General features: G+C 67.1%; 17 protein-coding genes. 7 read left to right on the forward strand and 10 right to left on the reverse strand.

The window, feature by feature from the left end:
- The coding region (locus HH308_RS05715; protein ID WP_170193227.1) for an amidase at window positions 1-1270 on the forward strand (1270 nt) is incomplete at its 5' end.
- 15 nt (window positions 1271-1285) lie between these two features.
- Here the strand turns inward: HH308_RS05715 and HH308_RS05720 are convergent.
- The gene (locus HH308_RS05720; protein ID WP_170193228.1) at window positions 1286-2026 is read right to left on the reverse strand and encodes a dienelactone hydrolase family protein; all 741 of its coding nucleotides are present in this window, start codon (window positions 2024-2026) and stop codon (window positions 1286-1288) included.
- A 69-nt stretch (window positions 2027-2095) separates the two neighbouring features.
- Between HH308_RS05720 and HH308_RS05725 the strand changes: the two genes are divergently transcribed.
- Complete coding sequence (locus HH308_RS05725; protein ID WP_170193229.1) at window positions 2096-2938, forward strand: helix-turn-helix transcriptional regulator; 843 nt, start codon at window positions 2096-2098, stop codon at window positions 2936-2938.
- Window positions 2939-3271: 333 nt separating this feature from the next.
- Here HH308_RS05725 and HH308_RS05730 read toward each other — a convergent pair whose 3' ends face one another.
- The 6 genes from HH308_RS05730 to HH308_RS05755 all read right to left on the reverse strand — a co-directional run bounded on the left by HH308_RS05730 (window position 3272) and on the right by HH308_RS05755 (window position 9808).
- Window positions 3272-4912, reverse strand: a complete 1641-nt coding sequence (locus HH308_RS05730) for a monocarboxylic acid transporter (protein ID WP_170193230.1) — start codon at window positions 4910-4912, stop codon at window positions 3272-3274.
- Window positions 4909-5301 carry a DUF485 domain-containing protein gene (locus tag HH308_RS05735; protein ID WP_170193231.1) on the reverse strand — a complete coding sequence of 131 codons (393 nt, stop codon included), beginning with the start codon at window positions 5299-5301 and terminating at the stop codon, window positions 4909-4911. The genes HH308_RS05730 and HH308_RS05735 overlap by 4 nt, the downstream gene beginning before the upstream one ends.
- A 165-nt stretch (window positions 5302-5466) precedes the next feature.
- Window positions 5467-7209, reverse strand: coding sequence for a sodium/solute symporter (locus tag HH308_RS05740; protein ID WP_170193232.1), 1743 nt, complete (start codon window positions 7207-7209; stop codon window positions 5467-5469).
- Window positions 7206-7595: a hypothetical protein gene (locus HH308_RS05745; protein ID WP_170193233.1), complete on the reverse strand. Its 390-nt coding sequence runs from the start codon at window positions 7593-7595 to the stop codon at window positions 7206-7208. The genes HH308_RS05740 and HH308_RS05745 overlap by 4 nt, the downstream gene beginning before the upstream one ends.
- Window positions 7596-7769: 174 nt before the next feature.
- Window positions 7770-8567, reverse strand: a complete 798-nt coding sequence (locus HH308_RS05750; RefSeq protein WP_170193234.1) for a LytR/AlgR family response regulator transcription factor — start codon at window positions 8565-8567, stop codon at window positions 7770-7772.
- 38 nt (window positions 8568-8605) lie between these two features.
- Window positions 8606-9808, reverse strand: coding sequence for a sensor histidine kinase (locus HH308_RS05755; protein ID WP_170193235.1), 1203 nt, complete (start codon window positions 9806-9808; stop codon window positions 8606-8608).
- 244 nt (window positions 9809-10052) lie between these two features.
- On the opposite strand from HH308_RS05755, the gene groL reads away from it, so the two are divergent.
- Window positions 10053-11678 (forward strand): chaperonin GroEL, encoded by a 1626-nt coding sequence (gene groL, locus HH308_RS05760; protein WP_170193236.1) that lies wholly within the window; start codon window positions 10053-10055, stop codon window positions 11676-11678.
- Between the two features lie 125 nt (window positions 11679-11803).
- A complete protein-coding gene (locus HH308_RS05765; RefSeq protein WP_170193237.1) occupies window positions 11804-12616 on the forward strand; it encodes a tyrosine-protein phosphatase in 813 nt (270 codons plus the stop codon).
- Between the two features lie 135 nt (window positions 12617-12751).
- On the opposite strand, the gene HH308_RS05770 is transcribed toward HH308_RS05765, so the two are convergent.
- The 3 genes from HH308_RS05770 to HH308_RS05780 form a co-directional block, all read right to left on the reverse strand.
- A complete protein-coding gene (locus tag HH308_RS05770; RefSeq protein ID WP_170193238.1) occupies window positions 12752-15391 on the reverse strand; it encodes a LuxR C-terminal-related transcriptional regulator in 2640 nt (879 codons plus the stop codon).
- On the reverse strand, window positions 15376-17922 hold the full coding sequence (locus HH308_RS05775; RefSeq protein WP_170193239.1) for a LuxR family transcriptional regulator: 2547 nt from the start codon (window positions 17920-17922) through the stop codon (window positions 15376-15378). The genes HH308_RS05770 and HH308_RS05775 overlap by 16 nt, the downstream gene beginning before the upstream one ends.
- An 84-nt stretch (window positions 17923-18006) precedes the next feature.
- Entirely contained in the window at window positions 18007-18501 is a 495-nt protein-coding gene (locus HH308_RS05780) for a PaaI family thioesterase (protein ID WP_376767176.1), read from the reverse strand.
- An 84-nt stretch (window positions 18502-18585) separates the two neighbouring features.
- Here HH308_RS05780 and HH308_RS05785 point away from each other — a divergent pair, with 84 nt between their 5' ends.
- The 3 genes from HH308_RS05785 to HH308_RS05795 all read left to right on the forward strand — a co-directional run bounded on the left by HH308_RS05785 (window position 18586) and on the right by HH308_RS05795 (window position 20369).
- Window positions 18586-19128, forward strand: a complete 543-nt coding sequence (locus HH308_RS05785; RefSeq protein WP_170193471.1) for a TetR/AcrR family transcriptional regulator — start codon at window positions 18586-18588, stop codon at window positions 19126-19128.
- A gap of 77 nt (window positions 19129-19205) precedes the next feature.
- Window positions 19206-19880: a DUF4166 domain-containing protein gene (locus HH308_RS05790; RefSeq protein WP_170193241.1), complete on the forward strand. Its 675-nt coding sequence runs from the start codon at window positions 19206-19208 to the stop codon at window positions 19878-19880.
- A gap of 45 nt (window positions 19881-19925) precedes the next feature.
- Window positions 19926-20369 carry an SRPBCC family protein gene (locus tag HH308_RS05795; RefSeq protein ID WP_170193242.1) on the forward strand — a complete coding sequence of 148 codons (444 nt, stop codon included), beginning with the start codon at window positions 19926-19928 and terminating at the stop codon, window positions 20367-20369.
- Window positions 20370-20427 lie beyond the last annotated feature (58 nt).

A 20427-nucleotide genomic window follows, 5' to 3' on the forward strand; every position in this document is an offset into this window, starting at 1 on the left:
GCAACTGAACGCCATCGTCGTCGACGACCGGGAGCGGGCTCTCGCCCGGGCGGCCGCCGATGATTTCGCACCCGGTTCGTTCCGTGGTGTGCCGTCGATCATCAAGAACAACACCCTGCTCGCGGGGCTTCCGACGATGCATGGTTCGGCGGCGGTCCCGGAGGTGATCGCTACCGTCAATGAGCCGTTCACCGATCAGCTGCTGTCGTCGGGCGTCAACATCGTCGGGGCGTCGACGCTGCCGGCGTTCGGTCTGACCGCGACAACGGAATTCGTCGACCGCGATCCCACCCGCAATCCGTGGAACACCGAATACTCATGCGGGGCGTCGTCGGGTGGCTCGGCGGCCCTGGTCGCCGCGGGTGCGCTGGCGATCGCCCACGCGAACGACGGTGGCGGATCGATCCGGATTCCGGCGGCGTGCTGCGGCTTGGTCGGCTTCAAGCCGACGCGCGATCGCGTCGTCGCGTCGCCGGAAGGCGAGGCCGCGCCGATCGACATCATCTCCAATGGGATCGTATCGCGCAGTGTCCGGGACACCGCGGCGTTCCTCGCCGATACCCAGAAGTTCGCTCCCGCAAAAGGATTGCCGGAGTTGGGACTCGTCGAAGGCCCGGGTAAGCGTCGCCTGCGAATCGCCGCGCTGACCCAGCCGCTGACCGGCGCGCTGCTCGACCGCGACACCAACGACGCACTGTTCGCCAACATCGAACTGCTGGAATCGCTCGGACACCGCGTCGAATCGATCCCGGTCCCGGTGGATCGCAGCTACATCCGTGACTTCACCGAATACTGGTCGCTGCTGGCCTTTTCGCTGGAATTCATGGGAAAGCGATTGATAGACAAGGGGTTCGATCGATCTCAGCTCGATCAGTTCACTCGCAGTCTGTCGCGCAACTTCTGCAAGACGTTCTGGCGCGCGCCCTTCGCGTTGTACGGACTCAAACGGCAGAACGCGAAATTCCGCGAGGTGTACCGGTCGTTCGACGTCGTACTGTCGCCGACGCTGGCGCACACCACGCCGAGGATCGGATACCTCGATCCCGCAGGGGATTTCGAGGAGATCTTCGAACGCCTGGTGCGTTATGTGTCGTTTACGCCGATTAACAACACTTCGGGTACACCCGCGGTGAGTCTGCCGCTGGCGCAGTCGAGTGACGACCTGCCGATCGGGCTGCACTACTGCGCGGATCTCGGACAGGAGCAATCGTTGCTGGAGCTGTGCTTCGAACTTGAAGCAGCGCAAGGGTTTCGGAAGATTCAGACGTAGTCCGCCGCCAGAACCTCAGCCCAGCGCCCGCGCCAACAGCGCCTGCATGCGGTCGAATGCGTCTGCTGCGGCGTCGGCCCGGAAGGCGTCGCGGTGCTCGCAGAGGAAGCCGTGCGGCGCGCCGGGATAGATGACCGTCTCATGATGGAGCCGGTCGGCGCCGAATCGGTCGTCGATCAGTGAAATATCCTGCGGGGCATAGAGTTTGTCGTTCTCGCCGACGACGAACAGCACTTCGGTGTCGTTGGCGACGATGCGGGAAGTCAGCTCCAGCAACGGAGTGGGGCGACTCAAGCCGGTGCCGGACGTGGTCAGCCAGCCGGGATAGAACAACGCGAGTGCGTGCAGCGGGACTCGCGTCGCCACACCGAACGCGATGTGAGCCCCGACGCTGAGCCCGACCATGGCGGCCGGCGCATCGGCGCGTCCGAGATGACCGAGACAGGCTCGCACATCGTCGGCGACGCCGTCGAGGGTGAGCTCATTGACCAGTCGGAAGCCGCGTTCACGACCGTCGTCGGTTTCCGGCAGCTCGATCCGGTCGCCCGCTCGATGGTAGAAGTCAGGCGCGACGGCGGTGTAGCCAAGCGCGGCGATCCGGTCGGTCACGCCCGCGACATACGGCGTCAGGCCGAACATCTCGAATCCGACCAGGACCACGTGGGCTATCCCGCCCGCGGTCGGCCGACTCACGTACGCACTCATCGACTGATCGCCGACCGGAATCGAAACCCATTGCGACTCAACTGTTTGCATGGAATCAACGCTATGCGGTCGCGGCGAGCACAGCTACATACCGGTTATCGACGTACTAGCATTGCCAGGATGAGCAGCGGACCGATCGGTACCGGACCCGCGGCCGAACTCGCCAATCTGCTGCGCACCCGGCGCGCGGAACTGCAGCCCGTCGACGTCGGCCTGCCAGCCGGGCGTCGACGCCGCACCCCGGGCTTGCGGCGCGAGGAGGTGGCGCTGCTTGCTGCGGTGTCGCCGACCTACTATTCGCTCTTGGAGCGAGGCCGCGCCTCGCATCCGTCGCCGCAGGTCCTCGATGCGCTGGCATCCGCGTTGCGGTTCTCCGACGCCGAGCGCGACTACGTCCACGCGCTCAACGCCGGCAACGAGCGCCCAGCGCGGTCCCCATCGCAACCTGAGGTCCTCGCTCCAGGTTTAGCGCAACTCGTCGACCGGCAGGATCCGTTCCCCGCGTACGTCACCGGCCGCCGATGGGATGTGTTGGCGAGCAACCGAGCGGCCCGTCTGCTGTGGACCGACTGGACGACGATCGCTCCAGAGAACCGCAACATGCTGTGGTGGATGTTCACGTCGCCGCAGGCGCGGGCGGTGTTCCCCGACTGGGAGCATGAGGCCTCAGCGCAACTGGGTCGTTTCCGTGCGGCAGCCGCGCGCCACGTCGGCGAGCGCGAGTTCACCGAACTCATCGACAGACTGCTGTCGGCGAGTCCGCAGGCGTGGGAATGGTGGCTCGACCACGACGTCGAAGCCCTGGGTGGTGGCGCTAAATGCTTGCGGCACAAGGAGCTTGGGCAGATCCGTCTCGACCATGTGGTCCTGCAGGTGGCCGGTGCGTTGGAGCAGAAGCTTGTGATCTTCACGCCAGGGGCCGACGATGTACGGCGGATCGCCGATCTCATCGAGCGTGGATGACCGCAGGTGACCCAGGTGATGAACTTGATTGGCGTCAGAATTTGGTCCGCACCGCGCGGTGGCGTCAACATCGAAAATGCGCCGGCCCCGTCCCCCGCTTGGTCTTTCGTCTCACCCGCCCCTCGTTACACCGAAGCTCGCGGGCTCGCTTCGGCACTCGGGGAGCGGAGGGGGTGCCGTGCCGGCTCGCTTCGGCACTCGGGGAGCGGAGGGGTGCCGCGCCGGCTCGCTTCGGCACTCGGGGAGCAGAGAGGGAGCGGGCTTGGACGCGCACATCGGCCCCGACACGGTTCACGTGCCGGGGCCGACCATTGATCTGTGCGGAAGGCAATCCTAGTGCGCCACAGCCTTTTCCGCGCCCAACCCGGTCAATGACCGGACTTCCATTTCGGCGTTACGGGCTGGGTCGCCCTTGTCCGACGGCGAGGTGAGCGTACCCACGATGCCGAGGATGAAGGCGAGCGGGATCGACACGATGCCGGGGTTGGCCAGCGGGAAGTAGGCGAAGTCTGCGCCCGGGATCATCGACTTCGGCCCGCCGGACACGGCCGGGGAGAAGATGATGAGCAGGATCGTCGACGCCAGGCCGCCGTAGATGCTCCACAGGGCGCCGCGCGTGTTGAAGCGCTTCCAGTACAGCGAGTAGATGATCGTCGGGAGGTTGGCCGATGCCGCGATGGCGAAGGCGAGTGCGACGAGGAACGCGATGTTCTGTCCGTTGGCGAGGATGCCGAGCACGATGCCGAGCACACCCAGGGTGACCGCCGCCATCCGAGAGACGCGGACTTGATCGGCGTCGGATGCCTTGCCGCGCTTGATGACACTGCCGTAGATGTCATGGGCGAACGACGCCGACGCGGTGATCACCAGTCCGGCGACGACGGCGAGAATCGTCGCGAAGGCGACCGCGGAGATCACGCCGAGCAGAACGACCCCGCCGAGTTCGAAGGCCAGCAGAGGTGCCGCGGCGTTCTCCTTGCCGGCCGCGCCCAGAATGCGGTCGGGCCCGACGATGGCCGCCGCCCCGTACCCGAGGACCAGAGTGAACAGGTAGAACGCACCGATCAGTCCGATCGCCCAGACCACCGAGCGTCGGGCCTCCTTGGCGGTCGGGACGGTGTAGAAGCGCATCAGCACGTGCGGCAGGCCCGCGGTGCCCAGGACCAGGGCGATGGCGAGCGACAGGAAGTTGATCGTCGACGTGGTCGAGCCGCCGTACTGTGCACCGGGCGCGAGAACATCGCGGGCGGCGACCTTGGCGTCGGACGATCCGCTGATCGACTGCTGTGCGCTGCCGAGGATGTCGGAGAAGTTCATCCCGAACTTCGCGAGCACCATGATCGTCATGAGTGCTGCACCGGCGATGAGCAGGATGGCCTTGATGATCTGCACCCAGGTGGTGCCCTTCATGCCGCCGACCAGTACGTACACGATCATCAGCACGCCGACGACGGCGATCACGATCGACTGCCCAGTCCGGTCTTCGATGTCGAGGAGCAGAGCGACGAGTCCACCGGCACCGGCCATCTGCGCGAGCAGGTAGAACAGCGACACCGCGAGTGTCGAGATGGCCGCGGCCAGTCGCACGGGCCGCTCCTTCAGGCGGAAGCTGAGCACGTCGGCCATCGTGAATTTGCCTGTGTTGCGCAGCAATTCGGCGACCAGGAGCAGCGCGACCAACCAGGCGACGAGGAAGCCGATGGAGTACAGGAAGCCGTCGTAGCCGTAGACCGCGATGGCGCCGGCGATACCGAGGAAGCTGGCGGCGGAGAGATAGTCGCCGGCGATGGCGACGCCGTTCTGCGGCCCGGAGAACGACCGGCCGCCGGTGAAGAAGTCGGCAGCCGACTGGTTCTTGCGGCTCGCGCGGATCACCACGAACATCGTGATCGCGACGAAGGCCGCGAAAATCGAGATGTTGGCGATCGGGTTGCCGACGGTTTCGGCGGCGAGGGTGGTCACCGACGTGCTCATGCGCGGGCTCCGTTTCCGTGGGATACGTTCGCGGCGGCCGCCACGGTCGCCGAGTCGCGGATGGCTTGCGCCTTCGGATCGAGCTTGGAATTGGCGAACCGCACGTACAGGCCGGTGATCAGGAAGGTCGTGATGATCTGGGCGACGCCGAGGAAGATGCCGACGTTGATGTTTCCCCAGACTTTGATCGCCATGAAGTCGTGGGCGAAGGCGCCGAGCAGCACGTACACCGCGTACCAGAGCAGGAAGAACGCCGTCATCGGGAACACCCATGACCGCAGGGTGCGCTTGAGGTCGGCGAACTCCGGGCTGGCATCGATCTCGAGGAACTGTTCGGGAGTCGGCGTGGGCGGATCCGCGGGTCCGCCCACATGTTCGACGGTGGACATTGCTGCCTCCTGTGGCTACGTGTGCTGGGCTACCAGGGGAGACTATTGCGATCTGGGTCACAACCGATGCTCGATCTCTGGGCGATGAGTCGGGTATGCCCGATCGCGCGACGAGCGGTCGATGCGCGGCGACGAACGGTCAGCGGTCGACGCGCTACCGCCGGACTACTTCGGCAACCGCTCGATGCCCATGCCGAGCCGCTCGGGAACGTGCATCCGGGCGAAGGTGCGTGGTACGTCGGCGGGAACGCCCGCCGACGTCGCGAGGCTGACGAGGATGGTCGTCGCGAATGCCAGCGGTACCGTCACCGCGGCCGGATAGCCGATGATCACCGCCGACCAGCCGTCGGCCTGGCTGTCCGGCACACCCGAAATGGCAAGCACCGCAGCGATACCCGACGTCAGCCCGCCGACGACGAGCCCACTGATCGCGCCGGCCGCGGTGAGTCGCCGCCACCAGATTCCCAGGACCAGCAGCGGACACAGCGTCGACGCCGCGACGGCGAACACCAGACCGACCATTCGCGATAGCTCCAATGACGTCGACGCGACGGCCAGCACGATCGGAATCACGCCGCCGATCACCGCGGCCCAGCGGAAGTCGCTGATCCGGCCGCGCAGCACATCGGTCGACAGTGCGCCCGCGACGCTGATCAACAAGCCCGACGACGTCGACAGGAACGCCGCGATGGCACCGGCCGCGACCAGTGCCGCGAGCAAGCTTCCCCAGAGACCGCCGACGACGGCGGTGGGCAGCAGAAGCACCGCGGCGTCGGCGCTGCCGGTGATCAACAGTTGCGGAACATACAGTCGGGCAAGGATTCCCAGCAGAATCGGAAACAGGTAGAACAGGCTCAGCAGCAGGATGACGGTCAGCGCGGTTCGGCGAGCCGACCGGCCGTCGGGGTTGGTGTAGAAGCGCACGAGTACGTGCGGCAGTCCCATCGCGCCGAGGAACGTCGCGAGGATGAGTGAAAGCACCTGGTAGAGAGCGCGATTGCCCGACGCGCCGAAACCTCCGCCCGGCGTCAGCCACGCTCCGCCCGACGTCGGGGTGCCGGCGACGACGGGCGTCGCGGCGCCCTCGGCCAACCGCAAGGTGCTGTCCTGGTCGAGGGTGTAGCGGCCGGGGTGAGTCAGTGGATGGTCGACGACGGGTGCGCCGTCGAGCCGCCCGGTGACCGTGACGCCCGCCGGGTCGGTGACCGCGACGACGACGTCGGTGGTGATGGCGACCGTCGTGATCTGTGAAACCCGTGGTGGCACAGCTTGATTCACGGCCGGTCGGTCGTGGAGGACGGTGGCCGCCAAGGCGAGTGCGGGCACCGCGACCGCCGTCAGCTTCAACCAGTACTGAAAGGCCTGAACGAACGTGATCGACCGCATGCCGCCTCCCACGACGTTCACGATCACGATGACTCCGACGATGACCGCGCCCGCCCAGACCGGCAGCCCGAGGAGGATGTTGAGGGCGAGGCCCGCGCCCTGAAACTGCGGGATCAGGTAGAAGATGCAGATCGCGACGACAACGATCATCGCGGCGCGGCGGACCGAGGTGCCGCCCAGTCGGAACTCGGCGAAGTCGGGGACGGTGTAGGCACCCGAACGTCGCAGCGGCGCGGCGACGAACATGAGCAGTCCGAGATAGCCCGCGGTGAATCCGACCGGGTACCACAGGGCGTCGGCGCCGTATTTCGCGATCAGTCCCGCGACGCCGAGAAAGGATGCGGCGGAGAGGTATTCGCCGGAGATCGCCGCGGCGTTCCAGCGCGGTCCGACGGACCGCGAGGCGACCAGGAAGTCCGACGTCGTACGTGCCAATCGTCCCCAGTAGGCGCCGACGGCGACCGTCGCGACCGCGGCGAGCACCAGTGCCGCGGCGGTCAGCGGAGAGACGTCGGTGCTCACCGGTCGGCGCCCTCGTCGACGACGCCGAGGAAGTCTTGTTCGGCTTGATCGGCCAGCCGCAGATAGAGCCGCCCGACGCCGTAGAACACGCCGAACAGCAACGGCCCCACGGTGATCCACACGGTGCGCACCCCGAAGACCGACGCCGCGCCGATGGCGGGGACGGTTGCGACGACGACGGCGATCGCCACGCAGATGGCTAGGACCGAGCAGCCCAGCCGCAGCGCCAAGCCCAGTTGGGCACGCATCAGACCGCGGACCAGGGCGTCGCCGATCTCGGTCTGTTCCTGCACTTCCACCCGCGTGCGGACGATGCGCGCCCCGCGACGGTGCGCGAGAACGACGCGTTCCCGTTGGGGCACTTCATGTTTGGGGGCTTCATTCATGACGTGGCGGGGTGGTTGGCCGCTGGTTGAGGCGGGTCGAAGCGATAGCGGAGAGCCGTGTCGAAACCGGGTGGGTTGGGGGTGTGGGGTGCGGTGGTTTCGACTCGGGCGCGTCTCGCTGCGCTCGTCGGGTCCGGCTCAACCAGCGGGTGGGGCGGGCTCGGCTCAACCAGCTCACACATCGGTTCGCCGTTCGGCGGCGCGGTAGGAGCGCATCGGGTCGCGGACGAGGCGGTCCTTGAGGTCGCGGACCTGGCGTCGGCTGACGGGAAGGTCGACCGCCGGTTCGGCGCCGTTCGTTCGCAGGCTCACCGTCGTCGTCGACCCGCGGGCGCGTAGTCCGGTGACCATCGGCAGGGCCACCAGATACGACCGATGGATACGAATGAAACCGTGGCCTCGCCAGCGAGTCTCCAACGTGGACAACGGTATTCGCACCAGATGCGCGCCGGACGCGGAATGCAGGCGGGCGTAGTCGCCGACGGCCTCCACCCAGGAGATGCTGTCGCGGGGCACCAGGGTCGTGACGCCGCCCAACTCGACGGGGACCACGTCGGCCGAATCGTCGGGTTCGATTTCGGCGGGAGCAGGAGCCTCCTCTGCGGGTGCCTCGGAGGTGCGGACCCGTGTGATCGCCTGGGCGAGGCGCTCCTCCCGCAGTGGCTTGAGCAGATAGTCCACCGCGCCGACGCCGAACGCGTCGACGGCACGGTCGTCGTGGGCGGTGACGAATACGACGGCGGGGCGATGGTTGAAGTTGGTGAGTACTCCGGCCAGTTCGAGCCCGGACAACCCCGGCATGTTGATGTCGAGGAACACCGCGTCGAACCGGCGCGAATTGAGTTGGCGCAGAGCGTCGGTGGCGTCGGACGCGGTGATCACCTCGCCGACCCCTGGCTGCCTCGACAACAGGAACTGCAATTCATCGAGGGCGGGCGGCTCGTCGTCGACCGCCAGGATCACCAGGGGCATCGTCGTGTCCTTCCCGCTCGGCTCTGTGCGTATCGTGCTCACACCGCGACGCCGGGACGGAATTTCGGCACCCGCATGCCGACTTTCGTCCCGGCGCCGGGTGCGGTCTCGACAATCAAACCGTAGTCATTGCCGAAGGCCGCGCGCAGCCGATGGTCGACGTTGGTCAGCCCGACGTGCGCGCCGGCGTCGTCGGAGACCGGGCGTTGCGGCGGCGTGAGCGCGTCGATGTCGCCGGTGCGCAGCAGCTCCGGATCCATCCCGACTCCGTCGTCCTCGACGCTGATCACGCAGTCCGAACCGGCGTCGACCGCGGTGATCGTGATGGTCCCGCTGCGTCGACCGGCCAACCCGTGCCGGACGGCGTTCTCCACCAGCGGCTGCAGCGCGAGGAACGGCAACACCACGTTGAGTACCTCGGGGGCGATCTGCAGTTTGACCGTCAACGTCGAACCGAAGCGCGCCCGTTCGAGAGTCAGGTACCGATCGATGTTGCGCAGCTCGTCGGCGAGCAGCGTGTACTCGCCGGCGGCGCGGAAGGAGTAGCGGGTGAAATCGGCGAAGTCGAGGATCAGTTCGCGGGCGCGATCGGGGTCGGTCCGCACGAAGGACGCGATCGTGTTGAGCGCGTTGTAGATGAAATGCGGACTGATCTGGGCCCGCAGCGCGAGAACTTCGGCGCGGTCCAGGCGGCTTCGGGACGCATCGAGCTCAGCCAATTCGAGCTGACTGGAGACATACCGGGCCACTTCGGCCACGGCTCCGAGCAAGCCCGGACCCGGTTCCTGCGCGGTGGCCACGATGAGTACACCAACGGTCTGCTCGTCGGCGATCAACGGTTGGGCGATGACCGAACGCAGAGTCGACGCCGGGGACACCGTCTTCAACACGCGTCGACCGCCGTCGTGGGCACTGTGGGCGGCGTCGTCGAAGACGCGGACCACGTGATCGGGCAGTACGGAATCGGCCGACTCGGCGGCGAGCAGCGCGACGTCGGCGTCGTAGACGGCGACCGCCGACGCACCGGTCAGTTCGCGTAGATGGGGAACCGCGTCGGCAGCCGACTGCGGAGACAAACCGGCCCGCAGTGAGCGCGCGGCAAGCGCGGCGGTCTGCAGGGTGTCGTGCACAGCTCGTTCGGTCGGGGTGGTCACCACGCGGCGGGTGCGGACCACGACGTCGATCACGCCGATGGTCACCAGTGCCATGATGATCAGTGCCACTGCCACCTGCGGGCTCATGGATGTCCAAGTTACCGGGTTGGGCGCGTGGGAACGCTTCGTAGTTCGCCCTGGGCGCAATCCGCGCACCTGTCCTTGCACTCTCAGACCTCGAGTGCTAAAAACGGTACTGGCACTCGACTACCGTGAGTGCCAGGTCGGGACGGTGAGATCGGTCCGTTTGACACGCCGGTCGTCCGTCGCGGGCACCGAGTTCCGACATACCAAACCTAGTGTCACCCCGTATCCGGAGGATCACTTACCAATGGCCAAGATCATTGCGTTCGACGAAGAGGCACGTCGTGGCCTCGAGCGTGGGCTCAACAGCCTCGCCGACGCCGTCAAGGTGACGTTGGGACCCAAGGGTCGCAACGTCGTTCTGGAAAAGAAGTGGGGCGCCCCCACGATCACCAACGATGGTGTGTCCATCGCCAAGGAGATCGAGCTGGAGGACCCGTACGAGAAGATCGGCGCTGAGCTGGTCAAGGAAGTCGCCAAGAAGACCGACGACGTCGCAGGCGACGGCACCACCACCGCTACCGTCCTGGCTCAGGCCCTGGTTCGCGAAGGCCTGCGCAACGTCGCTGCCGGTGCAAACCCGCTCGGCCTCAAGCGCGGCATCGAGAAGGCCGTCGCGGCCGTCACCGAGTCGCTGCTCGCCAGCGCCAAGGAAGTTGAGACCAAGGAGCAGATCGCTGCGACCGCCGGCATCTCCGCGGGCGACCAGACCATCGGCGACCTGATCGCCGAGGCCATGGACAAGGTCGGCAACGAGGGTGTCATCACCGTCGAGGAGTCGAACACCTTCGGCCTGCAGCTCGAGCTCACCGAGGGCATGCGCTTCGACAAGGGCTACATCTCGGCCTACTTCGTCACCGACGCCGAGCGCCAGGAAGCCGTCCTCGAAGACGCCTACATCCTGCTGGTTTCGAGCAAGGTCTCGACCATCAAGGACCTGCTGCCGCTGCTGGAGAAGGTCATCCAGGCCGGCAAGCCGCTCGTCATCATCGCTGAGGACGTCGAGGGCGAGGCACTGTCGACCCTGATCGTCAACAAGCTCAAGGGCACCTTCAAGTCCGTCGCCGTCAAGGCACCGGGCTTCGGTGACCGCCGCAAGGCCATGCTGGCCGACATCGCCATCCTCACCGGTGGCGAGGTCATCAGCGAAGAGGTCGGCCTCTCGCTGGAGACCGCCGGACTGGAACTGCTGGGCACCGCCCGCAAGGTCGTCATCACCAAGGACGAGACCACCATCGTCGAGGGTGCAGGCGACGCCGAGGCCATCGCCGGCCGCGTTGCGCAGATCCGTGCCGAGATCGAGAAGAGCGACTCGGACTACGACCGCGAGAAGCTGCAGGAGCGCCTGGCCAAGCTGGCCGGCGGCGTTGCAGTCATCAAGGCCGGTGCTGCCACCGAGGTCGAGCTCAAGGAGCGCAAGCACCGCATCGAAGATGCCGTGCGCAACGCCAAGGCCGCCGTCGAAGAGGGCATCGTCGCCGGTGGCGGCGTGGCTCTGCTGCAGTCCGAGCCCGCCATCGCGGGCCTGTCGCTGGAAGGCGACGAGGCGACCGGTGCGAACATCGTTCGCGTCGCGCTGGAGGCTCCGGCCAAGCAGATCGCGATCAACGCGGGCCTCGAGCCCGGCGTCGTCGCCGACAAGGTCCGCAACTCGCCCGTTGGCACCGGCCTGAACGCCGCCACCAACACCTACGAGGACCTGCTGGCCGCCGGCATCAACGACCCGGTCAAGGTCACCCGCTCGGCGCTGCAGAACGCGGCTTCGATCGCGGCTCTGTTCCTCACCACCGAGGCCGTCGTCGCCGACAAGCCCGAGAAGGCCGGCGCACCGGCTATGCCGGGTGGCGACGAGATGGGCGGCATGGGCTTCTGATTTAGTCAGAACCCTGCGCGCACAACGCATTTCACATCGGCCGGTCGTCCTGTTTGGACGACCGGCCGATTGTGCTCGAGAGAACCGTTGTGCTCGAGAGAATCTGTAGTTGAGAGAATCGACCCATGACATCAACCGCGAGCCGCGCCCTCGGCCTGCCCGTTCTAACTAATTTCCGCGACCTCGGTGGATGGTCGGCGGGCGACGGCGCGACGGTGCGCAGCCGGCTGCTGTTCCGCAGTAAGGGACTCACCGGACTCGACGCCGACGATCGTGCTGTGCTCGACGGTCTGCGGCTGAGCCGCGTCTATGACTTCCGCAGCGTCGACGAGGTCACCGAGAGCGCGGACCCGGAGTTGGCCGGCGTGCGTAATGTGCATCTGGACGTCCTCGCCGACTCGCCGCGCTCGATCGCGGCGAACATGGGCGACAAGCTCGCCGACCCGGCGCACGCCGCCGAACTCACCGAGCAACTGGCGAAACCCGAAGTGCATCAGTCGATCTGCGAGATCTACCGCGGTCTGGTCAGCTTCGACAGCGCTCGACGCAGCTTCGGAGGCTTCTTCACGGGACTCCTCGACGACCCCGCGCCGGCACTGTTTCACTGCACCGCTGGCAAAGACCGCACCGGCTGGGCCGCGGCCGCATTCCTGTCACTGATGGGCGTGTCCCGCGACGACGTGTACGCCGAGTATCTGCTCACCAATGATCAGTTGCTCGTCGGGCTGACGCCGCTTTTCGAACGATTCGCCGCTGCGGGCGGCGACCCGGAGGTCCTCAAGCCGGTCTTCGGTGTGGTGCCTGGCTACCTCGATGCGGCGTTCGCGGAGCTCGACACCGAATTCGGTTCGGTCGCAGGCTATTTCGCGGATGGCCTGGGGATCGACGCCGACGCGCAGCAGGCGTTGCGGGAGAAGTATCTGGACCGATCGGAGTAGTCGGGTTGGGTTCTTCGTCTCGCGAGCCCCTCTACTTCGTTACAACCGCTCGTTCCTCGCGGTCACTCAGCACGGCGGTTACACCGAAGCTCGTTCCTCGCTTCGGCACTCGGGGAGCGGGTTGCGGCTCGACGATCACTCGGTCACATTGCTCAGGTAGTCGATGATCTCCGCTCGGTCGGTGGTGCCCAACCGTTGGTTGATGCGGTAGACATGTCCTTCGACGGTGCGCAGCGACATGCCCAGCCGTTCGGCGAGTTCGGCGTTGCTGAGGCCCTCGCGGAGCAGGCCCGCGACCTCCCATTGGCGTCGGGTCAGCGGTAGATCGAGGCGGGGCAGCGCACGGAGGGCAGGGGTGATCACCGACTCGCATCGGGCTTGCAGGTCACTCGCCCGCTTACGTGCCGTGAGCATGGTTCCCCGGCGACCCTGGCCGTTGGCGATCTCCGCGGCCTGAGCGGCGATCGTCGCGGCCGTGACCAGGTCGCCGTAACTCTCGGCGGCGTCGGCGGCCGTCAACAGCGCGGACGGATCGTCGGCGAGCAACCCCTGCGCGTGCAGTCGCGCGGCCGCGAAGCGGGGGCCGTCGACGGGGACCGTGACGGCCATCAGTCTGCTGGCCGCGTCGAGGTCGCCGAAGCCGACGGCGGTCTGCATGATCAGCACGGCGACCGCGGACTGTCCGCGCCGCGACGCGAGGTCGGCGGCCGCGGTGCAGACGTCGATCGCGGTCGCCATCGCGCCCTGCGCGGCGTGGATCCACGCCCGAGCGAGCATCGACTGGGGCTGATAGTAGGCGTACGCCGACGGCGGACCGTCCGCGACCGGGTCCAATGCCGCGCTCGCCGCCTGTGCGGAGCCCTGCATGGCGTGGCCGATGGCGACGGAGGTCTGTGCCAGGGTGTCCAGACCCATCGGATTTCCGGTCTCGCTCCAGCGTCGGATTCCAGTGCAGGCCTGGGCGAGGACGGTGAGAGCGGTGTCGATCCGGCCCGACGCGGTACACGTCCACCCGGAGATCAGCCGCGCGTAGATCAATGCGGGGCCCGGGGGACCGGTGAGCACCGACGAGTTGGCGTCGGCCAGGGCGGCGGCGTCGTCGAGCAGTCCGGCGATCAGCAGTCCGGCGACTTCCCTCATCTGTATGGGCAGTTTGAGATTCGCGACGTCGAAGTTGTCTTGCAGGCGCTCCAGTATCGGCGATGATTCCGCGCGGCATCGAACGATCTGGCCGGTTTCCCCGCCGGCCGCGAGCAGCCCGGTGATGGCGAGGTTCGCGGGCATCGCGAAGTCGGGATCGGTGATCAGCCGACTGTTCAGTGCGCGCCGCGCGGCGTCCACCGCATCGAGTGACGCACCCCGGCCGTGCAACATCACCGCGCGCGGGCCGTCGAGCAGGGCGCGCAGGTCGGGGTCGTGCAGCGTCGCACCTACGTCGTCGAGCAATGCCGCCCCGGCGTCGACGTCGGCCAAGTCCCAGGCCAGGTTGGCGGCTCGGACCGTGGTGAGTCGGACGATGTCGGCGTCATCCGACGTGGAGGCCATCGCGGCGCGCAGCAGATCGTCGGCCGTTACGCCGTCGCCCGCCCAGGTAGCGCACAGTGCGAGGACGTAGGACGCGCGAAGATACGGTGCGCTGCCCGCAACGGCGCGTCGGGCGACTTGGCCGGCGAGCTCCTTGCCGACGCGGATGTCGTTGGCAGCCATGGCATCTTCGGCCGCGCGCTGCAACATCGCCAGATCGACTTCCAACCCGCAGCGCAGCATCATGATCGCGCGCGAGATCCGCAGCGGCGGCGGCACACCGGGTCGATCGGGAATCTTGGCGATGAGGGCGGCGCTGATCGCCCGGCGTCGACCGTAGCCCGCCCGACGACGCCCGATCTCCCCATACAGCGGATGGACCAGCGTGTAGCGCGGTCCGTGGCTGGTCGGGACCGCGGCCACCACACCGCTGTCGACCGCTGCCTCGACGGCGGTCGCATCGACGATGCCCTCGAGTTGTTCGGCGCTCAGCTCGCCCGCGACCGCGAGCACGTCGGCGACCTCGGCGACGTCGGGGGCCAGGCGGGCCAGTTCGTGGGAGATGAGGTCGCCCAGCACGCCAACCGCATCGGGTTCGCCGGTCCACCACCAGGTGCCGTCGTCGCGGTGGAAGTGCCCGCGGTCGGTCTCGGTCCGCACGAGATGATCGATGTAGAGCGGAAGGCCGTTGGTGAGGTGGTGGATGCGATGCACGCTGGCCTGCTCGACCGTGCCGCCCAGCCGATCGTCGAGCATCGCGCCGACCTCGGCGACCGATAGCGGCTGCATGTCGATGACCTCGCGGGCGGCGATCGCCGCGATGGCTGCGGGCAGGTCGTCGAGCGAACGCGTGGTCGCGACCACCGGCAGCATGGCGGCGGCACGCGCGATGACCGCGGCCGACAGGCCGTCGACGACATGTGCGTCGTCGACGACGATGCACCCGGCCGGCGTCGATCCGCGAGTCTCGATGAGGTCGTGCGCGGCATTCTCGATCAGTTCGGTACTCCCGCCGGCGAAGGTGCGCACGTGCAGCGCCAGCGCACCCAGCGGAATGTCGGCCATCGCCGGGCCGCCGGAAATCCAACGGTGGTGGGAGCGTTCGGTCACCGCGGCGCGCACCAGTGCGGTCTTGCCGACCCCGGGCGGACCGGCCAGGACGATGAGGCCGCGGGCTGAGTCGAGAAATCGGGCCAGGGTGTGCAACTGCGCTCGACGGCCGACGATACCGGCGGTCACCTCGGGATCCACGGCGTGAGTATGGACAACTCGTCGCGTCGGCGCGCTCCGAGTTTGTGCATCAGCCGGTACACGTGGCCTTCGACGGTGCGCACCGAGACCACGAGATCGTCGGCGATGTCCCGGTTGGACACCCCACGCGCGACCTCGGTGAGAATCTCGATCTCGCGTCGTGACAGCGTCGGCGGTTCGGGCAGCGCAGCGACCGCCGGCGTGCGTTGCAGGGTGGTCGCGACGATGGCGCGAGACTGCCAATTCGCCTTCAGCGCAAGTAGTTTCGCGTCCTCGGTCGCATACTTGAGCGCGGCCAGCGCGAAACCCTCGGCCGCCCAGATGAGCCGCCCGCGCGCGGTCATCTGCTCCGCCGCCGCGGACATCGTATCGGCGTCGCCGGCGAGCGCCTCGAGGAAGACGACGGCGGCTTGCCCGCCGCTGCCCTGACGCGCGCGCCGATGAAAGTCGGCGTCGGGCGCGATGAGCCCGAGCGCCTCGGCGTCGAAACGGACATCGAGTTCGACGCCCGCCATCTCGTGGCTACGCGCGAAGGCCACCGCGTCGGCGGCGTGCAGCCGAGCGGCGGGCAGATCCGACGTCGCCATCCGATACAGCGCCCGTGCCATCTCGACGGCGGGTTGCTGGTGGGCGTTCACCCGGTGGGCGGTGTTCTCGGCGATCTGCAGCGAACTCTTGGCCTCGGTCACGCGGCCGAGCAACGAGTACACCTGCGACAGCCATGCCGAACATGCGCAGACCAGGCTCGCCTGGGGACTCCGCGATGCGAGCGACAGGGCACGCGCATAGTGGTCCTCGGCGGCGAGCAGATCTCCGCTCATGTGCGCGGCGCGCCCGCTGATCACATCGTTGGCCAGGCTCAGCAGCGAGTCGCCGTCGTCGCGGGCGGCCTGGGCCACCTCGGCGACGAATCGTCCGGCCTTTTCGAATCGTCCTGTCAGCAAATAGAATTCGAGTTGGTTGAAGGTATTGATCAACGCGGCGAGCCCGGTGTTGACCTGGCTGGAGGCGGCGCGCGACAGCCGGATCGGCACTTGCGCTTCGGCCGGTCGGCCCACCGACAGGAGGGCGGCGGCCTTCGAGCTGTAGAGCCACGCCGTCGACAACGCGTCACGGTCTCGCGGTTCGCCGAGCTCAGCGCAAATCTCAAGCGCGACAGGCGATTCGCCCAGATAGTAGTGGAACGTGGCACGCAGCGCGTCGATCGCGAACAGGCCGTCCGAGTCGGCGGGCAACGTCGCACGCGCCTCGCGAAGCAGTGTCAGTGCATCGTCGGGCCGCAGGAGAAACCAGAACATGTTGGCCGCGCGCACCGAGATGGTCCGGGCGCGCACGGTGGCGTCGGGCGGCGGGTCGCCGGCGGCGAGCAGTTGCTCACACTCGCGAGCACGACCCCGCCACATCAGCGATTGCGCCAGAATGAGCGTGGGCTCGGCGTGGTCACCGCGCGTAATTGCTTGGCGCGCAAGCATATCCGCCGTCTGAAAGTGGCCGATGCGCAGTTCGTGCGCCGCGGCGTCGACCAATGCCCCGGTGGGCTGGTCGATCCCGGCGATCAGCTTCATCATCACCGGCGTGATGACCCAGGTGTCGCCGACGGCGAGGTCGGCGGTGAACGCCGCGCTGATCCGGCGCGCGTGATCGCGGCGCTGATCGTCGGACAGTTCGGCATCGATCACCGATGCGAGAATCCGGATGCGCAGGGTGGCGTCGCCACCGGCGTCGACGTCGATCAGGCCCGACGCCTCGCACTCGTCGATCGCCGAACCGTCGCAGAGTGTATTGAGTACCGCCAGCGGCAGATTCGCGGCGATCGACAGTATCGTCGCGACGTCGCGCTGTGTCGCGGTGAGCGGTGCGAGGAACCGGTCGAGGATCGCCCGCAGCGTCGGTGACAGTGGAATGTCGTGATGCAACTGAGCTACACCGAATTCGGTCTGCAGTGTTTCCGAATCGATCGCAGCGCTCATCAGAGCCTCGGAGATGAGCGGGATTCCGCCGCTGAGCCGCTGAATCTGGTGGGGAACCCGACGATGGACGCGCCCGGGTATGCGGGACTCGACGAGTGCGGCGGTGTCGTCGAGGCTGAACGGCGGAATCGACAGCCGGTGGACGTGATTGTCCTTCCACATCGCGTACAGCGCGGGATGGGCGATCGCACTGCGCGCGGTCAGCAGTACTCGAGTCGCGCGGGCGGCCGTCAACTGCCACAGCATCGCGCCTGCGGCCGGATCGAGTCGGTCGGCGTCGGCGATCCACACGATGGAACTGCCCGCTCGCCCTGTCGAAGTGCCCCGGCGCTCCGCTCGCCCTGTCGAACTGTCGTCGGGTCGATGGGCGAAGTCGCGCAGACGTTCGGCGGTGCAGTCCGCCGCCGTCAATGCGGTCACCGTCCGGCCGGCGAGAATCGCCTGCGCGAGGGTGGTCTTGCCCACGCCGAGCGGACCGACGAGCAGGAGTCCCCCTGCACCCGGGTCGTCGACGAGCACGCGGGCCTGTTCGAAGAACCGCGTGCGCACGATGTCGTGCATAGAGAGAGACTACGACGGCCCGGTTGCATCGGCCGGCCGTTATCGGCGTTCTTCCGCTGTTCGACCGACGCCCCGGCGTCGGCCTCAGCGCAAGATGATGCAGGTAGTGGTGCCGTGTGCGACGAGTTTGCCGTCGGCGGCGAACACCTTGCCGTCGGCGGTCGCGGTGCTGCGCCCGCTGTGGATCACCGTTCCCACCGCGGTGAGGTCGTCGGCGTCGAGCGCCACCGAGCGGATGTAGTTCACCTTGAGTTCCAGGGTGGTGTAGCGGACGCCCGCGGGCAGGGTGGTGTGCACCGCGCAGCCCATCACCGAGTCGAGCAGGGTGGCGCAGATTCCGCCGTGCACGCTGCCCAGCGGGTTGGCGAAGTCGGGTTTGGGTGTCACGGTGAAGGTCACCGTTCCCTCGCCGATCGCGACCGGCCGCATGCCGAGCAGGCGGCCGATGCTGGGGCGGTCGAGGCCGGGGTTGGCCGCCCATGCCTGCATGAGCTCGAGTCCGGAAGCGCTGCGCGGATCGAGCGGCGTCGAATCCGGCGAAGGAGAGATGTCGGTGCTCATGGTTATGTATGATGGCATAGATATTCGGGCAGATGAAATGAGGGTCGGCAGGTGGCGGAGATTCCCGTCGGGCGCGGTCAGGCACGCGGCCCGCGCGAGCGCATGGTGATCAGCGCGGCGGATCTCATCGGCCGCGACGGGGTGTCGGCGACGTCGATCGGCGACGTGCTCGCGGCCAGCAAGGCGCCGCGCGGTTCCATCTACCACCATTTTCCGCGCGGCAAGAGCGAGTTGATGGTCGAAGCGGTCCGCTATGCGGGGGAGTTCATGGCCCGCCGGATCGCGGGTCGTGGGACGGCGACCCCGGCCGACACCGTCGCCGACATCGGCGACGTATGGCGCAAGATGCTCATCGAGAGTGATTTCGAATTCGGCTGCCCGGTGCTCGCCGGAGGCTTGGCACGCAATTCCGAACCCGCCGTCGCCGACGAAGCGGAGGAGATCTTCGCCGAATGGATCGCGCTGATCGCCGCTCGACTCGCCCGCGACGGCGTGCCGCGCGAGCGCGCGCAATCGTTGGCGCGATTGATCATCGCTGCCGTCGAAGGGGCCGTCGGACTGTGTCAGACGCAGCGTCGGGTGGACCCGCTCGACGACGTGATCGTCGAATTGCAGGCCCTGTGCGAATCGGCTGCCGCTACCTGAGGCGTGTGTCGGCGTAGTAGGTTTTCACTTTGAACAATCGCGGAATCGACTTCCGCCGCGTCGAAGTGAGGAGAACCATGACGCCGGTCTACCGTGCCGCCCTGGGGTCCGACTTCGACCGGTTGCACCCGAATATGCAGTGGCGCTACGGGATCGACTCGACGTCGGGGGTGGCGCAGCGGCTGACCGGCATCTTGGAGTCGATCTATATCTCGGCAGCCGTTCCACCGCCGATCACCTGGTATTACGGCAATCGCAACGCATTGCCGAGCAAGTCGAGCCGGATGGTTCCGTTCACCCAGGACAACTATTGCTACGTCGACGAACTGGGCCGCGAGTGTCTCGCGGTGCTGCGCAACTTCGAATACACCGCGGGTAGTCGCAAGCTCAATTCCGTGTTGGTCGCCGGCCACGAAGGACTCGTCGACTATTTCGGCGACGGCCCCGAACTGCTCTACCCGATCACGGCGTCGACGACCCCGCAGGGCGATCTGCTTCTGGAAAGCGGCCCCCTGCGCTGGCTGCGCGGGCCGCGGCTGGGGATGCGCGGGCCGTTCGTGCTGGAGATGAAGTACACCGAGGGATGGGACGACGCCCGCCAGCGATTCCGGTGCGACGCCATCGTCCGTAACCCGGTGATCGGGGAGGTGCTGCACTATCGCGGATGGTTCACCGCAGTCGATCAGCAGTGCGCACTGAGCGACATCCCCGACGAAGCCTGGCCGATCAATCTCATCGACCGGGAACACTGAGGCTACGCGGCAATCGTGTCGCAGGTCGGTGATAGGTTTCCTCCCATGGCTGTCTCTGCGAAAACCGAGTACGACGTTCAAGCACCGCTGCCGGTGGTGATGGAACTGCTGATGGATGTGGAGTCACTGCCGGACTGGTCGGGGCCGCACAAATCGGCGGAGATCCTCGACGAATACGACGACGGCGCGCCCAAGCGGGTCAAGATCGCGGTGTCGATGGGGCCGATCACCGACGAACAGGTCATCGAGTACACGTGGACCGAGAACTCCTGCACGTGGGATCTCGTCGAAGCGACTCAATTGAGCCAGCAGCATGGCGAATACCACCTGTCCGAGGGACCCAACGGCACCACGCATGTCGAGTTCGAGTTGTCGGTCGATCTGAAGGTGAAGCTGCCCGGCCTTCTGCTGCGTCAGGCGCAGAAGGTGGCGGTGGAAACGTCGAAGAAGGGCGTTTCCGCCGAGGCCAAGCGCCGCGCCGCCCAGTGACCTTTGGATAGGCCGCTGACCGGCGAGAACACATCGGCGTGTCGTGACCACATCGTTG

This window comes from Gordonia asplenii, from assembly GCF_012933505.1.
Classification (GTDB): Bacteria; Actinomycetota; Actinomycetes; order Mycobacteriales; family Mycobacteriaceae; genus Gordonia; species Gordonia asplenii.